The sequence below is a fragment of the Cupriavidus sp. Agwp_2 genome, assembly GCF_040784895.1.
Lineage (GTDB): Bacteria > Pseudomonadota > Gammaproteobacteria > Burkholderiales > Burkholderiaceae > Cupriavidus.
Genome location: NZ_CP088083.1, coordinates 1024263 through 1039440 on the forward strand (window position 1 = coordinate 1024263; position 15178 = coordinate 1039440).

Here is a 15178-nt window from a genome sequence, read left to right on the forward strand (position 1 = left end):
ATGGCAGATATCAAGAATTACACCCTGAACTTCGGCCCGCAGCACCCGGCCGCGCACGGCGTGCTGCGCCTGGTGCTCGAGCTGGACGGCGAAGTCATCCAACGCGCCGACCCGCATATCGGCCTGCTGCACCGTGCCACCGAAAAGCTGGCTGAACAGAAGTCCTGGATCCAGAACGTGCCCTACATGGACCGTCTCGACTACGTGTCGATGATGTCCAACGAGCACGCCTACGTGATGGCGATCGAGCGCCTGCTGGGCCTGGAAGTGCCGGTCCGCGCGCAGTACATCCGCGTGATGTTCGACGAAATCACCCGCATCATGAACCACTTGATGTGGATCGGTGCGCACGCACTCGACGTGGGCGCGATGGCGGTGTTCCTGTACGCCTTCCGCGAGCGCGAAGACCTGTTCGACATGTACGAGGCGGTGTCGGGCGCGCGCATGCACGCGGCCTACTATCGGCCGGGCGGCGTCTACCGCGACCTGCCTGACACGATGCCGCAATATCGTGCCTCGAAGATCCACAACGAGCGTGCCATCAAGGTGATGAACGAAGCGCGTTCGGGCTCGCTGCTGGACTTCATCGAGGATTTCACCAACCGTTTCCCGAAGTACGTCGACGAGTACGAGACGCTGCTGACCGACAACCGGATCTGGAAGCAGCGCCTCGTGGACATCGGCGTGGTCAGTCCGGAACGTGCGCTGCAGATGGGCTTTACCGGCCCGATGTTGCGTGGCTCGGGCATCGAGTGGGACCTGCGCAAGAAGCAGCCGTACGAGGTGTACGACAAGATGGACTTCGACGTGCCGGTGGGTGTGGGTGGCGACTGCTACGCGCGCTACCTGGTGCGCGTGGAAGAGATGCGCCAGTCCAACCGCATCATCAAGCAGTGCATCGAATGGCTGCGCCGCAACCCGGGCCCGGTGATCACCGATAACCACAAGGTGGCGCCGCCCTCGCGCGTGGACATGAAGTCCAACATGGAAGAACTGATCCACCACTTCAAGCTGTTCACCGAAGGCATCCACGTGCCCGAAGGCGAAGCGTACGCAGCGGTGGAACACCCGAAGGGCGAGTTCGGTATCTACGCGATCTCGGACGGCGCGAACAAGCCGTACCGTCTGAAGATCCGTGCACCTGGCTTCCCGCACCTGGCCGCGCTGGACGAAATGGCCAAGGGACACATGATTGCTGACGCGGTAACGATCATCGGCACGCAAGACATCGTCTTCGGCGAGATCGACCGCTAATCACGGACCGCCGGCCCGGACGACGATCCGGGCGCTTTCCGAGGTGCTCCGCTGAGCGGAGCGGCCCGGAAGACCCGCGGCGGACCGGCAAGGCCTAAGGCCCGCCGGCGGAACGGCAGCGACGGCTGCAAACCTGCGGATGTACGCCCAGTGGCGCTGCCTCCGCCGTTTTACTGCAATGACCATGCTATCAGCAGAAGCTCTCAAGGAAATCGATCGCGCGATCGCGAAGTATCCGGCCGACCAGAAGCAGTCGGCCGTGATGGCGGCGCTTGCCGTGGCACAGGGCGAGGTGGGCTGGGTTTCCCCCGAAGTCATGCAGTTCGTCGCCAGCTACCTCGAGATGCCGCCCGTGTGGGTGGAAGAGGTGGCGACCTTCTACAACATGTACGACACCAAGCCGGTGGGCAAATTCAAGCTCGCCGTCTGCACCAACCTGCCGTGCGCGTTGTCGGGCGGCGAGCGGGCTGGCGAGTACCTGAAGCGCAAGCTCGGGATCGACTACAACGAGACCACCGCTGACGGCTGCTTCACCCTGAAAGAGGGCGAGTGCATGGGCGCTTGCGGCGACGCGCCGGTGATGATCGTCAACAACACCCGCATGTGCAGCTTCATGAGCGACGACAAGCTCGACGCGCTTGTCGATGAGCTCAAGAGCGAAGCCGCTGAAGCTGCAAAGGGGGGCAAGTAACATGACCAGTCTGCACGACCGCCATATCCAGCCGCTGATCCTGGCCGGCCTGGACGGCAAGAATTGGCACCTGGAAGACTACGTCAAGCGTGGCGGCTACCAGCAACTGAAGCGCATCCTGACCGAGAAGATCCCGCCCGAGCAGGTGATCGCCGACGTCAAGGCGTCGGGCCTGCGTGGCCGCGGCGGCGCGGGTTTCCCGACCGGCCTGAAGTGGAGCTTCATGCCGCGTACGTTCCCGGGTCAGAAATACCTGGTCTGCAACACCGATGAAGGCGAGCCTGGCACGTTCAAGGACCGCGACATCATTCGCTTCAACCCGCACTCGCTGATCGAAGGCATGGCCATCGGCGCGTATGCGATGGGCATCACCGTGGGCTACAACTACATCCACGGCGAGATCTGGAATGAGTACAAGATCTTCGAGGAAGCCCTCGAAGAGGCGCGTGCTGCCGGCTTCCTGGGCGACAACATCCTGGGCTCGGGCTTCAGCTTCCAGCTGCATGCGCACCACGGTTATGGCGCCTACATCTGCGGCGAGGAAACCGCGCTGCTCGAATCGCTGGAAGGCAAGAAGGGCCAGCCGCGTTTCAAGCCGCCGTTCCCGGCCAGCTTTGGCCTGTACGGCAAGCCGACCACCATCAACAACACCGAGACGTTTGCCGCGGTGCCGTTCCTGCTGGCCATCGGTCCGGAGAATTACCTGAAGCTGGGCAAGCCGAACAACGGCGGCACCAAGATCTTCTCGATCTCGGGCGACGTCGAGCGTCCCGGCAACTATGAGATCCCGCTGGGCACGCCGTTCGCCAAGCTGCTGGAACTGGCCGGCGGCATGCGTGGCGGCAAGCGCATCAAGGCGGTGATCCCGGGTGGCTCGTCGGCGCCGGTGGTGCCGGGCGACCTGATGATGGCGTCCGACATGGACTACGACTCGATTGCCAAGGCCGGCTCGATGCTGGGCTCGGGCGCGGTGATCGTGATGGACGAGACGCGCTGCATGGTCCGCTCGCTGCTGCGCCTGTCGTACTTCTATTTTGAGGAATCGTGCGGGCAGTGCACGCCGTGCCGCGAAGGCACCGGCTGGCTCTACCGCATGGTCAATCGCATCGAACACGGAGAGGGGCGCCAGGAAGACCTGGACCTGCTCAACAACGTCGCGGAAAACATCATGGGCCGCACCATCTGCGCGCTCGGCGATGCCGCGGCGATGCCGGTCCGCGGCATGCTCAAGCACTACTGGAAAGAGTTCGAGTATCACGTCGAACACAAGCAGTGCATGGTTCCGGCCTACATCTAAGCGTGGCAGAACATGGTTGAACTAGAGATCGACGGCAAGAAGGTTGAGGTTGCTGAGGGCAGCCTGGTGATGGAAGCGGCCCGCAAGCTGGGCACCTACATCCCGCACTTCTGCTACCACCGCAAACTGTCCATCGCGGCCAACTGCCGCATGTGCCTGGTCGAGGTCGAGAAGGCCCCGAAGGCGCTGCCTGCCTGCGCCACGCCGGTAACCCCCGGCATGAAGGTCTTCACCAATTCGGAGAAGGCAGTCAAGGCGCAGAAGTCCGTGATGGAATTCCTGCTGATCAACCACCCGCTGGATTGCCCGATCTGCGATCAGGGCGGCGAGTGCCAGCTGCAGGATCTGGCCGTGGGCTACGGTGCCTCGGAGTCGCGCTACAAGGAAGAGAAGCGCGTGGTGTTCCACAAGAACGTGGGCCCGCTGATCTCCATGGAGGAGATGACCCGCTGCATCCACTGCACCCGCTGCGTGCGCTTTGGCCAGGAAGTGGCCGGCGTGATGGAGCTGGGCATGCTCAACCGCGGCGAGCACTCGGAAATCACCACCTTCGTCGGCAAGACCGTTGACTCGGAACTGTCGGGCAACATGATCGACCTGTGCCCGGTCGGCGCGCTGACCAGCAAGCCGTTCCGCTACTCGGCCCGTACCTGGGAACTGGCCCGCCGCAAGTCGGTGTCGCCGCACGATGGCCTTGGCGCGAACCTGGTGGTGCAGACCAAGAACCAGCGCGTGATGCGCGTGCTGCCGCTGGAAAACGAAGACATCAACGAGTGCTGGATCTCCGACAAGGACCGCTTCTCGTATGAAGGCCTGAACAGTGCCGACCGCCTGACCCGCCCGCTGCTCAAGCAGGGCGGCGAGTGGATGGAAACCGACTGGCAGACCGCGCTGGAATACGTGGCCAACGGCCTGGCCGGCATCAAGCGCGAGCATGGCGCCGACCAGATCGCCGCGCTGGCCAGCCCGCACAGCACGCTGGAAGAGCTGTTCCTGCTGGGCAAGCTGGTGCGCGGCCTCGGCAGCGATAACGTCGACTTCCGCCTGCGCCAGTCCGACTTCTCGGCCGCGCTGAAGGGCGCGCCGTGGCTCGGCCTGCCGGTGGCTGACGTCACCGCGCTGCAACGCGTGCTGGTGATCGGCTCGTCGCTGCGCAAGGATCATCCGCTGCTGGCCTCGCGCCTGCGCCAGGCAACCAAGAAGGGTGCCCGCGTGACCGTGCTGGGCGCTGGTGGCGAAGACCTGCTGATGCCGGCGACCCGCATCGACGTGGCACCGTCCGGCTGGACCGCCGCGCTTGCCGGCGTGGCCCGTGCCGTTGCCGCCGCCAAGGGCGTCGCCGCCCCGGCCGGCACCGATGGTTTCGATGGCGGCGACGTCGCCGCCAAGGCGGCAGAAGCGCTGCTGCAAGGCGAGCGCCGTGCCGTGTTCCTCGGCAACGAGGCCGTGCGCCATCCGCAATTCTCGGCGCTGCACGCGCTGGCACAGTGGATTGCCACCGAGACCGGTGCGACGCTGGGCTTCCTGACCGAAGCCGCCAACACCGTCGGCGGCTACATCGCCGGCGCGCTGCCAAAGCATGGCGGCGCCAATGCGCAGGCGATGCTGGACACGCCGCGCAAGGCCTACATCCTGCTGAACACCGAGCCGGAATTCGATACCGCCGATCCGGGCAAGGCACTGGCCGCGCTGTCGCAGGCCAACACCGTGGTGGTGCTGTCGCCGTTCCGTTCGGAAGCGGCCATGCAGTACGCCGACGTGATCCTGCCGGTGACGCCGTTCACCGAAACCTCCGGCACGTTCGTCAACTGCGAAGGCAAGGCACAGAGTTTCAATGGCGTGGTCCGCGCCCTGGGCGAGTCGCGCCCGGGCTGGAAGGTGCTGCGCGTGCTGGGCAACCTGCTGGACGTCGCCGGCTTCGACTACGAAACCGCCGAATCGGTCCGTGCCGAAGTGCTGTCGGCTCCGGTCGAGGCTCAGCTGAACAATGCCACTGACGCGTCGATCAGCGTGGCCGCCGCTGCCGCCAACGGCATCGAACGCATCGCCGACGTGCCTATCTACCACGCCGACCCGATCGTGCGCCGCGCAGACTCGCTGCAGCTGACCGCCGCCGCGCGCCGCGCCATGCAGATCGCGCTGCCGGCCGACCTGTTTGCCCGCCTGGGCATCCAGTCGGGCGACCCGGTCCGCGTCACGCAAGGGCAGGGCAGCGTGGTGCTGCCGGCCGTGCTCGAAGCCACGCTGCCGGCCAACACCGTGCGCGTGCCCGCGGCAACGCCGGCGGCCATGGGCCTGGGCGGCATGTTCGGTACGGTCACCGTAGAGAAGGCCATCGACCTGGCACCGGCAACCACCGGCGCCGTGGCCACGGCGTAAGAACAAGAGCGAGAAGAAGACATGATTGACTGGATTACCTCGCAAGGGCAGGGCGTGCTGGGCGCGTACTGGACGCCGCTGTGGATCCTGATCCGCGCCGTGCTGATCGTGGTGCCCCTGCTGCTGTGCGTGGCTTACCTGATCCTGTGGGAGCGCAAGCTGATCGGCTGGATGCACGTCCGTCTCGGCCCGAACCGCGTGGGCCCGCTCGGCCTGCTGCAGCCGATCGCCGACGTGCTGAAGCTGCTGCTCAAAGAAGTCATGATGCCGACGCAGGTCAGCCGCGGCATGTACCTGATCGCGCCGCTGATGGTGCTGATGCCTGCCGTCGCGGTCTGGGCCGTGATCCCGTTCCAGGCCGAAGTGGTGATGGCGGACGTCAACGCCGGCCTGCTGTACGTGATGGCGATCAGCTCGGTCGGCGTCTACGGCGTGATCCTGGCCGGCTGGGCCTCGAACTCCAAGTACGCCTTTATCGGTGCCATGCGTGCCGCGGCACAGATGGTGTCGTACGAAATCGCCATGGGCTTCGCGCTGGTGACGGTGCTGATGGTTGCCGGCAGCCTGAACCTGTCGGCTATCGTCAACGGCCAGAACACCGGCTACTTCGCCGACATGGGCATCAACATCCTGTCGTGGAACTGGTTGCCGCTGCTGCCGATGTTCGGCGTGTACTTCATCTCGGGCGTGGCCGAAACCAACCGCCACCCGTTCGATGTGGTGGAAGGCGAGTCGGAAATCGTGGCCGGCCACATGATCGAGTATTCGGGCATGGGCTTCGCGCTGTTCTTCCTGGCCGAGTACATCAACATGATCATCATCTCGGCAATGACCGCGCTGATGTTCCTGGGCGGCTGGGCGCCTCCGTTCTCGAGCGTGATCACCAACGCAGTCCCCGGCTTCTTCTGGCTGCTGATCAAGGTTTTCCTGCTGCTGTCGGTCTTTATCTGGATCCGTGCCTCGTTCCCGCGCTACCGCTATGACCAGATCATGCGCCTGGGCTGGAAGGTGTTCATTCCGCTGACCGTGGCGTGGCTGATCATCGTGGCGATCTGGATCAAGTCGCCGTGGAACATCTGGCCCTGAACAGCCAAACGACGGTGCGCGCCGAAGCGCGCACCGCGTGGAAATACTAGGAAGCAATCGTCATGCTGCTCGCCATCAAGGACTTCTTCAACAGCCTGCTCCTGAAGGAACTCTTCAAGGGCATGGCGCTGACCGGCCGCTATCTCTTCGCGCGCAAGGTCACCGTCCAGTTCCCGGAAGAGAAAACGCCGATCTCGCCGCGCTTCCGTGGCCTGCATGCGCTGCGCCGCTATCCGAACGGCGAAGAGCGCTGCATTGCCTGCAAGCTGTGCGAAGCGGTTTGCCCGGCACTGGCAATCACCATCGAGTCGGACGTGCGCAACGACGGCACGCGCCGTACCACCCGCTACGACATCGACCTGACCAAGTGCATCTTCTGCGGTTTCTGCGAAGAGGCCTGCCCGGTCGATGCCATCGTGGAAACGCAGATCCTGGAGTACCACGGCGAGAAGCGCGGCGACCTGTACTTCACCAAGGACATGCTGCTGGCAGTGGGCGACCGCTACGAGCCGCAGATCGCGGCGGCCAAGGCTGCCGACGCCAAGTATCGCTGACCGGCGCATGCGCCACACGGCAGGGCGGCCACCAGTACCAGACCTGGCTGCTTCTGCCACCGAATTTGAATTCGGTCCCTTCAATGTGAGGGGCCAAAGCAAGGATGCCGCAGGAGCGGGCCACCCGAAGGGGAGGCTTGTGCCGGACGGCCCTGAGAGGATCCGATAGGAACCATGGAACTCACGACCACCATCTTCTATGTCTTTGCGCTGGTGCTGGTGCTCTCCGCACTGAAAGTCATCACTGCGAAGAACCCGGTGCATTCCGCACTGTTCCTCGTGCTGTCGTTCTTCACGGCCGCCGCGATCTGGATGCTGCTCAAGGCGGAATTCCTCGCCATCCTGCTGGTGCTGGTCTATGTCGGCGCGGTGATGGTGCTGTTCCTGTTCGTGGTGATGATGATCGATATCGATATCGAGCACCTGCGCCGCGACTTCTGGACCTACGTGCCGATGGCCTCGGTGGTGGGCGCGCTGATCATCGCCGAAATGGCGATCGTGCTGGTGCGCAGCTTCATCGGCACCACCACGCCGGTGGTCGCCAGCGGTTCGCAGGAGCCGGGCTACTCGAACACCGCCGCGCTCGGCAAGCTGATCTACACCGACTACATCTACGCCTTCGAAGTGGCCGGCATCATCCTGCTGGTGGCTATCATCGCCGCCGTGGCGCTGACCCTGCGCCGCCGCAAGGACACCAAGGCCCAGGACGTGTCGGCGCAGCTGCGTACCCGCCGCGACGAGCGCGTGCGCCTGGTGCCGATGCAGGCCGAAGTCCAGAACCCGCAGACGGAAGCCGCGGCTACCGCCAATAAGAACTAAAGCCCGGAGAAACGCTGTGCTCTCTCTCGCCCACTTCCTCGTGCTCGGTGCGATCCTGTTTGCGATCAGCATCGTCGGCATCTTCCTGAACCGCAAGAACGTGATCGTGCTGCTGATGGCGATCGAACTGATGCTGCTTGCGGTGAACATCAACTTTGTCGCCTTCTCGCATTACCTGGGCGACCTGGCTGGTCAGGTTTTCGTTTTCTTCATCCTTACTGTGGCCGCCGCCGAGTCGGCAATCGGTCTGGCAATCCTGGTCGTGCTGTTCCGCAACCTGGATACGATCAACGTGGACGACATGGACACCCTGAAGTACTGATCCGTGCCGCACTACGCAGATACCCAAGACTCACCGACCGCACACCACTAAGCGTCCTATGGCAACCACGCTCAACCCCAACCTGCTGCTCGCGATTGCGCTGGCGCCGCTAGTCGGCTCAGCGATCGCCGGCCTGTTCGGTACCAAGTTCTTTGGCCTGTTTTCCTCGGAGTCGCGCGGCGGCCGGATCGTGGCCCACACCTCGACCATCCTCGGCGTGGCCATTTCCTTCGTGCTGTCGGTGATGGTGCTGCTCGACGTGATGAACGGCGCCGGCTACAACGGCACCGTCTACGAGTGGATGGCCATCGGCAGCCTGAAGATGGAGGTCGGCTTCCTGGTCGACTCGCTGACCGCGATGATGATGGTCGTGGTGACCTTCGTCTCGCTGATGGTCCATATCTACACCGTCGGCTACATGGACGGGGACCCCGGCTACAACCGCTTCTTCGCCTATATCTCGCTCTTCACCTTCTCGATGCTGATGCTGGTGATGAGCAACAACTTCCTGCAACTGTTCTTCGGCTGGGAAGCGGTGGGCCTGGTGTCTTACCTGCTGATCGGCTTCTGGTACACGCGCCCGACCGCGATCTTCGCCAACCTGAAGGCGTTCCTGGTCAACCGCGTGGGTGACTTCGGCTTTATCCTGGGCATCGGCCTGCTGCTGGCCTACGCCGGCAGCATGAACTACACCGAAGTATTCGCCGCGCGCGACCAGCTGGCTACCGTGGTTTTCCCGGGCACCGACTGGATGATGATCACCGTGGCCTGCATCTGCCTGTTCATCGGTGCGATGGGCAAGTCGGCGCAGTTCCCGCTGCACGTCTGGCTGCCTGACTCGATGGAAGGCCCGACCCCGATCTCCGCACTGATCCACGCGGCAACGATGGTGACTGCCGGCATCTTCATGGTCGCGCGCATGTCGCCGCTGTTCGAGCTGTCGGACGCCGCGCTGTCGTTCGTGCTGGTGATCGGCGCCATCACCGCGCTGTTCATGGGCTTCCTGGGCATCATCCAGAACGACATCAAGCGCGTGGTCGCGTACTCGACGCTGTCGCAGCTGGGCTACATGACCGTGGCGCTGGGTGCTTCGGCCTACTCGGTGGCCGTGTTCCACCTGATGACGCACGCGTTCTTCAAGGCGCTGCTGTTCCTGGGTGCCGGCTCGGTCATCATCGGCATGCACCACGACCAGGACATCCGCAACATGGGTGGCCTGCGCAAGTACATGCCGATCACCTGGATCACCTCGCTGGTGGGTTCGCTGGCGCTGATCGGCACGCCGTTCTTCGCGGGCTTCTATTCCAAGGACTCGATCATCGAGGCCGTGGCCGAGTCGCATATCGCCGGTTCGGGCTTTGCCTACTTCGCCGTGCTGGCCGGTGTGTTCGTCACCGCGTTCTACTCGTTCCGCATGTACTTCCTGGTCTTCCATGGCAAGGAGCGCTGGGGCCAGAACCATGCCCACCAGCACCATGAGGGCGACCACGAGGACGAGGAAGTCTCGCACGACCACCACCATGGCCTGTCCGCCGGCGAGAAGCCGCACGAGTCGCCTTGGGTGGTGACGCTGCCGCTGGTGCTGCTGGCGATCCCGTCGGTGATCATAGGCGCCATCGCGATCGAGCCGATGCTGTTCGGCAACTTCTTCAAGATGGGCATTGCGTTCAAGGACGTGATCTTCGTCGGCGAGAACCACCACGCCATGGCCGAGCTGAAGGAAGCCTTCCACGGCTGGGTGCCGATGGCCATTCACTCGCTGACCACGCCCGTGCTGTGGCTGGCCATCGCCGGTGTCGTGCTGTCGTGGTTCTTCTACATGAAGCGCCCGGATATTCCCGAGGCGATCAAGAACCGCTTCTCGGGCCTGTACAAGCTGCTGGACAACAAGTACTACATGGACGCCATCAACCAGGCCGTGTTCGCCCGCGGCGCACGCCTGCTCGGTACCGGCCTGTGGAAGGGCGGCGACCAGAGCCTGATCGACGGCCTGTTCGTCAACGGCGCGGCGCGCGTGGTGGCTTCTTTCGCTTCGGCCAGCCGCTACCTGCAGTCGGGCTATATCTACCACTACGCGTTCGCGATGATCGTCGGCATGCTGGTGCTGCTGACGCTGACGATCACGGGCGTGATCGGCACCAAGTGATAGGCACCAAGTAAGGAAAACATAGAAATGGTTCTGTCTTTCTCAATCTGGCTGCCTGTCTTTTTCGGCCTGCTGATCCTGGCCTTCGGCTCGGACCGCAGCCCTGGCTTCGTGCGGTGGATGACGCTGTTCGGCTCGATCGCCAGCTTTATCGTCACGCTGCCGCTGGTATTCCACTTCGACCGTACGACCGCGGCGATGCAGTTCGTCGAGAAGGCGAACTGGATCGAGCGCTTCAGCATCCACTACCTGCTGGGTGTCGACGGCTTGTCGATGTGGTTCGTGGTGCTGACCGCCTTCATCACGGTGATCGTGGTGATCTCGGCCTGGGAAGTGATCACCGAGCGCGTGGCCGAGTACATGGCCTCGTTCCTGATCCTGTCCGGCCTGATGATCGGCGTGTTCTGCGCGCTCGATGGCATGCTGTTCTACGTGTTCTTCGAAGCCACGCTGATCCCGATGTACATCATCATCGGCGTCTGGGGCGGCCCGAACCGTGTCTACGCGGCCTTCAAGTTCTTCCTGTACACGCTGCTGGGCTCGTTGTTGACGCTGGTCGCGCTGCTGTACCTGTACAACAAGACCGGTACGTTCGACATCCTGCAATGGCACCAGGCCAAGCTGTCGATGAACGAGCAGATCGCGATCTTCATCGCCTTCTTCGTCGCCTTTGCCGTCAAGGTGCCGATGTGGCCGGTGCACACCTGGCTGCCCGACGCCCACGTGGAAGCGCCGACCGGCGGTTCGGTGGTGCTGGCCGCCATCATGCTGAAGCTGGGCGCCTACGGTTTCCTGCGGTTCTCGCTGCCGATCGCGCCTGACGCGAGCCACTACCTGGCCCCGTTCATCATCACGATCTCGCTGATCGCCGTGATCTACATCGGCCTGGTCGCGCTGGTGCAGGCCGACATGAAGAAGCTGGTGGCGTACTCGTCGATTGCCCACATGGGCTTCGTCACGCTGGGCTTCTTCATCTTCAGCGACATCGGCGTCGAAGGCGGCATCATCCAGATGATCTCGCACGGCTTTATCTCGGGCGCTATGTTCCTGTGCATCGGCGTGCTGTATGACCGCGTGCATTCGCGCCAGATCGCCGACTATGGCGGCGTGGTGAACACCATGCCGAAGTTCGCCGCGCTGTCGGTGTTCTTCGCGATGGCCAACTGCGGCCTGCCGGCCACCTCTGGCTTCGTCGGCGAATTCATGGTGATCCTGGGTGCCGTCAAGTTCAACTTCTGGATCGGCCTGCTGGCTGCCACCGCCCTGATCTTCGGCGCCGCCTATTCGCTGTGGATGGTGAAGCGCGTGATCTTCGGTGACGTCGTGCACCAGCACGTGCGCGAGCTGGTCGACCTGAACAAGCGTGAGTTCGTCATGCTCGGCCTGCTGGCCATCATGACGCTGTACATGGGCCTGCACCCGAAGCCCTTTACCGACGTGATGCACCCGTCCGTGGTCAACCTGCTGCAGCACGCGGCGCAGTCGAAGCTGTAATCGGGGAGAGATATCAATATGCAACCGTCCTCGACACTCGCCCCCGTGGCGCCGATCATCTTCCTGGCGATCGCCATCGCCGCGATCAACTGGATCGACCTGGCCCGGGGCAAGGGCAAGCAGAGCGTGGCCTACCCGCTGTCGCTGCTGACCACGCTGGTGCTGACCGTCTGGTTCGGCATGAACGCCGCCGCCGGCGAGACGCACTATGCGTTCTCCAACCTGGTCGTGATCGACCCGATGGCCAACGTGCTGTCGGCGTTCTGCGCGGCCGGCCTGTTTGTCACGCTGGTCTATACGCGCAGCTACCTGGCTGAGCGCGACATGTTCGCCGGCGAGTTCTACATGCTGGCGCTGTTCACGCTGGGTGGCCAGATCGTGATGATCACCGGCAACAACTTCCTGACCCTGTACCTGGGCCTGGAACTGCTGTCGCTGTCGTCGTACGCGCTGGTGGCGCTGCGCCGCGAGTCGCGCGTGACCTCGGAATCGGCCATGAAGTACTTCGTGCTGGGCGCGCTGGCTTCGGGCTTCCTGCTGTACGGCATCTCGATGATGTACGGCGCCACCGGTTCGCTGAACCTGGGCGAAGTGTTCCGCGTGGTCGAGTCGGGCCGCGTCAATACCACGATGCTGGCTTTCGGCGTGGTGTTCATCGTCGCCGGCCTGTCGTTCAAGCTGGGTGCCGCGCCGTTCCACATGTGGATCCCGGACATCTACCAGGGCTCGCCGACCGCCGTGACGCTGCTGATCGCGGGCGGCCCCAAGGTGGCGGCGTTCGCGCTGTTCATCCGCGTGCTGGTGGAAGGCCTGCTGCCGCTGGCCAACGACTGGCAGTTGATGCTGGTGGTGCTGTCGATCGTGTCGCTGGCGATTGGCAACCTGACGGCCATCGTCCAGACCAACCTGAAGCGGATGCTGGCGTACTCGACCATCTCGCACATGGGCTTCGTGCTGCTGGGCCTGCTGTCGGGTGTGGTGGCCAACAAGGCTGACGGCGCCGCCGATGCGTACAGCGCATCGATGTTCTACTCGGTGACCTACCTGCTGACCACGCTGGGTACCTTCGGCATCATCCTGCTGCGCACCAAGAAGGGCTTCGAGGCCGAGACGCTGGAAGACCTGAAGGGCATGTCGCGCCGCAACCCGTGGTTTGCCTTCCTGATGCTGGTGATGATGTTCTCGCTGGCCGGCATCCCGCCGACCGTGGGCTTCTACGCCAAGCTGGCGGTGCTGGATGCCGTGGTCAAGGCCGGCATGAACTGGCTGGCCGTGGTGGCCGTGATGTTCTCGCTGATCGGCGCGTTCTACTACCTGCGCATCGTCAAGCTGATGTACTTCGACCAGCCGGTTGGCGAAGAGCAGCTGGAAGCGACAGCCGGCCTGCGCTCGATGCTGAGCCTGAACGGCGCCGCCGTGATCGTGCTGGGCATTTTCCCGGCCGCGCTGATGAACCTGTGCTACCAGGCCATCCGCTCGACCCTGGGTTCCTGATCCGCTAACGTCCATGAGCGCATCCGCAAGCGGCTGGTTTGTCATCCTGCTGGCACTCGTCAGTGCTAACCTGCCGTTTGTGAACCAGCGCCTGTTCATGGTGATCCCGCTCCGGTGGGCGCGCAAGCCGCTGTGGCTGCGCCTGCTGGAGCTGATCGTCTGGTACGCGATGGCCGGCGCCGCCGGTTTCGCGGTGGAAGCCAGCCTCGGCAATGCCTTCCCGCAGGGCTGGCAGTTCTATGCCATCACCGCCTGCATGATGCTGGTGTTCGCCTTCCCGGGCTTCACCTGGCAATACCTCGTCAAACACCGCACGGCCTGAAGCCGGTCTCGTCGGCGCCGGGCCTGCCTGATCCGGAGCGTCCATGACCGACAAGATTCAACGCGGCACCCATTCGCTCGCCGATCCCGCGGATGCCGCCGGAAACGACGACGCACTGAAAGAAGTGTGCGTCGCCTCGGCCACGGTCCATCGCGGCAAATTCCTCACCCTCAAGCAAGACATCGTCCGCCTGCCCGACGGCAAACAGACCGGGCGCGAGTACATCGTGCATCCGGGTGCGGTGATGATGATTCCGTTGTTTGACGACGGCACCGTGCTGATGGAGCGCCAGTTCCGCTATCCCGTCGGTGAAGTCATGCTGGAATTCCCCGCCGGCAAACTCGATCCGCAAGAGGGCGCCCGGCGCTGCGGCGAACGGGAGTTGCTCGAAGAGACGGGCTATACGGCCAGGCGCTGGGACTACCTGACGCGCATCCATCCGGTCATTTCCTACTCGACTGAATTCATCGACGTCTTCCTGGCGCGCGACCTGACGCATGGCGAGGCGCAGCTGGACGATGGCGAATTCCTGGAGACGTTCATCACGCCGGTGGGGCAGGTGATCGACTGGGTGCGCAGCGGCCGCATCACGGATGTGAAGACCATCATCGGCGCGTTCTGGCTGGAGAAAGTCGTTTCCGGCGCATGGCAGCCGGGCGAGCAGACGGTGCCGGGCTGAGCCAACACAGCAGCGAGGCAAGCACTGCGCTAAGCTGGATGCAGGGCGGAAAACGTGTGTGCTGAAAGCAGCATGTTCGTTCCGCGAACGGTCGTTCGAAAAAATTTAGCACGACCGTTCACAAAATTTCGATTCGCGGATAATATAGCTTTTGACGGGCTGGAAAGATCATGAAGGTGCTCGACCTGCGCTGCGCGCATGACCATCGTTTCGAGGGCTGGTTTGCCTCGGAGGAAGAAGCGCAATCGCAAATCGCGCGTGACCTCGTCCAATGCCCGGTCTGTGGCGATCACGCCGTGACGCGGCTGCCCAGCGCGCCGCGCCTGAACCTGTCAGGCGCGACCGCGCCAAAGGGTGCCGCCAAGCCGGCGCCGCAAGCGGCAACCGCCGCAGCACCGGCGACACTGCAAGCGCTGTACATGAAGGCAGTGAAGCAGGTGCTGGCCCAGACCGAGGACGTTGGCGACCGCTTTGCCGAGGAGGCAAGGCGCATGCACTACGATGAAGCGCCGGAACGCGGCATCCGCGGTTCGGCTTCGCCAGAGGAAGTGCAGGCGCTGGCCGACGAGGGCATCGAGACTTTTCCGCTTGTCGTGCCGGATGCGCTGAAGCAGACGGCTCACTGAATTGCGTCCTGTGCC

General features: G+C 63.6%; 14 protein-coding genes. All 14 read left to right on the forward strand.

Annotated features, from left to right (window positions below):
• The 14 genes from LPA45_RS04780 (at window position 1) to LPA45_RS04845 (ending at window position 15163) form a co-directional block, all read left to right on the forward strand.
• On the forward strand, window positions 1–1254 hold the full coding sequence (locus LPA45_RS04780; RefSeq protein ID WP_116317528.1) for an NADH-quinone oxidoreductase subunit D: 1254 nt from the start codon (window positions 1–3) through the stop codon (window positions 1252–1254).
• A gap of 184 nt (window positions 1255–1438) precedes the next feature.
• A complete protein-coding gene (gene nuoE / locus LPA45_RS04785) occupies window positions 1439–1945 on the forward strand; it encodes an NADH-quinone oxidoreductase subunit NuoE (RefSeq protein ID WP_116317855.1) in 507 nt (168 codons plus the stop codon).
• Window position 1946: 1 nt separating this feature from the next.
• Window positions 1947–3242 carry an NADH-quinone oxidoreductase subunit NuoF gene (nuoF, locus tag LPA45_RS04790; protein ID WP_116317529.1) on the forward strand — a complete coding sequence of 432 codons (1296 nt, stop codon included), beginning with the start codon at window positions 1947–1949 and terminating at the stop codon, window positions 3240–3242.
• A gap of 12 nt (window positions 3243–3254) precedes the next feature.
• Complete coding sequence (gene nuoG, locus LPA45_RS04795) at window positions 3255–5621, forward strand: NADH-quinone oxidoreductase subunit NuoG (protein WP_367394955.1); 2367 nt, start codon at window positions 3255–3257, stop codon at window positions 5619–5621.
• A 21-nt stretch (window positions 5622–5642) separates the two neighbouring features.
• The gene (gene nuoH, locus LPA45_RS04800) at window positions 5643–6707 is read left to right on the forward strand and encodes an NADH-quinone oxidoreductase subunit NuoH (protein WP_116317531.1); all 1065 of its coding nucleotides are present in this window, start codon (window positions 5643–5645) and stop codon (window positions 6705–6707) included.
• Between the two features lie 62 nt (window positions 6708–6769).
• On the forward strand, window positions 6770–7261 hold the full coding sequence (gene nuoI, locus LPA45_RS04805; protein WP_022534067.1) for an NADH-quinone oxidoreductase subunit NuoI: 492 nt from the start codon (window positions 6770–6772) through the stop codon (window positions 7259–7261).
• Window positions 7262–7435: 174 nt separating this feature from the next.
• On the forward strand, window positions 7436–8080 hold the full coding sequence (locus LPA45_RS04810; RefSeq protein ID WP_116317532.1) for an NADH-quinone oxidoreductase subunit J: 645 nt from the start codon (window positions 7436–7438) through the stop codon (window positions 8078–8080).
• Between the two features lie 16 nt (window positions 8081–8096).
• Entirely contained in the window at window positions 8097–8402 is a 306-nt protein-coding gene (gene nuoK / locus LPA45_RS04815; RefSeq protein ID WP_029044763.1) for an NADH-quinone oxidoreductase subunit NuoK, read from the forward strand.
• 58 nt (window positions 8403–8460) lie between these two features.
• The gene (gene nuoL, locus LPA45_RS04820) at window positions 8461–10548 is read left to right on the forward strand and encodes an NADH-quinone oxidoreductase subunit L (protein ID WP_116317533.1); all 2088 of its coding nucleotides are present in this window, start codon (window positions 8461–8463) and stop codon (window positions 10546–10548) included.
• A 27-nt stretch (window positions 10549–10575) separates the two neighbouring features.
• A complete protein-coding gene (locus tag LPA45_RS04825; protein ID WP_116317534.1) occupies window positions 10576–12042 on the forward strand; it encodes an NADH-quinone oxidoreductase subunit M in 1467 nt (488 codons plus the stop codon).
• A gap of 18 nt (window positions 12043–12060) precedes the next feature.
• A complete protein-coding gene (gene nuoN, locus LPA45_RS04830) occupies window positions 12061–13536 on the forward strand; it encodes an NADH-quinone oxidoreductase subunit NuoN (RefSeq protein ID WP_367394956.1) in 1476 nt (491 codons plus the stop codon).
• 13 nt (window positions 13537–13549) lie between these two features.
• The gene (locus LPA45_RS04835; protein WP_116317536.1) at window positions 13550–13858 is read left to right on the forward strand and encodes a DUF2818 family protein; all 309 of its coding nucleotides are present in this window, start codon (window positions 13550–13552) and stop codon (window positions 13856–13858) included.
• A gap of 43 nt (window positions 13859–13901) precedes the next feature.
• A complete protein-coding gene (locus LPA45_RS04840) occupies window positions 13902–14537 on the forward strand; it encodes an NUDIX domain-containing protein (RefSeq protein WP_199414500.1) in 636 nt (211 codons plus the stop codon).
• 170 nt (window positions 14538–14707) lie between these two features.
• Window positions 14708–15163, forward strand: a complete 456-nt coding sequence (locus LPA45_RS04845; protein WP_317924991.1) for a DUF1178 family protein — start codon at window positions 14708–14710, stop codon at window positions 15161–15163.
• The last annotated feature ends 15 nt before the right edge of the window (window positions 15164–15178 follow it).

What these genes read in the sequence shown, in the direction of transcription:
- LPA45_RS04835 (WP_116317536.1), top strand. Translation starts at nt 13,550, where the DNA reads ATGAGCGCATCCGCAAGCGGCTGGTTTGTCATCCTGCTGGCACTCGTC.
- nuoG (WP_367394955.1), top strand. Translation starts at nt 3,255, where the DNA reads ATGGTTGAACTAGAGATCGACGGCAAGAAGGTTGAGGTTGCTGAGGGC.
- nuoN (WP_367394956.1), top strand. Translation starts at nt 12,061, where the DNA reads ATGCAACCGTCCTCGACACTCGCCCCCGTGGCGCCGATCATCTTCCTG.
- LPA45_RS04810 (WP_116317532.1), top strand. Translation starts at nt 7,436, where the DNA reads ATGGAACTCACGACCACCATCTTCTATGTCTTTGCGCTGGTGCTGGTG.
- nuoI (WP_022534067.1), top strand. Translation starts at nt 6,770, where the DNA reads ATGCTGCTCGCCATCAAGGACTTCTTCAACAGCCTGCTCCTGAAGGAA.
- LPA45_RS04825 (WP_116317534.1), top strand. Translation starts at nt 10,576, where the DNA reads ATGGTTCTGTCTTTCTCAATCTGGCTGCCTGTCTTTTTCGGCCTGCTG.
- nuoH (WP_116317531.1), top strand. Translation starts at nt 5,643, where the DNA reads ATGATTGACTGGATTACCTCGCAAGGGCAGGGCGTGCTGGGCGCGTAC.
- LPA45_RS04845 (WP_317924991.1), top strand. Translation starts at nt 14,708, where the DNA reads ATGAAGGTGCTCGACCTGCGCTGCGCGCATGACCATCGTTTCGAGGGC.
- LPA45_RS04840 (WP_199414500.1), top strand. Translation starts at nt 13,902, where the DNA reads ATGACCGACAAGATTCAACGCGGCACCCATTCGCTCGCCGATCCCGCG.
- nuoL (WP_116317533.1), top strand. Translation starts at nt 8,461, where the DNA reads ATGGCAACCACGCTCAACCCCAACCTGCTGCTCGCGATTGCGCTGGCG.
- nuoF (WP_116317529.1), top strand. Translation starts at nt 1,947, where the DNA reads ATGACCAGTCTGCACGACCGCCATATCCAGCCGCTGATCCTGGCCGGC.
- LPA45_RS04780 (WP_116317528.1), top strand. Translation starts at nt 1, where the DNA reads ATGGCAGATATCAAGAATTACACCCTGAACTTCGGCCCGCAGCACCCG.
- nuoE (WP_116317855.1), top strand. Translation starts at nt 1,439, where the DNA reads ATGCTATCAGCAGAAGCTCTCAAGGAAATCGATCGCGCGATCGCGAAG.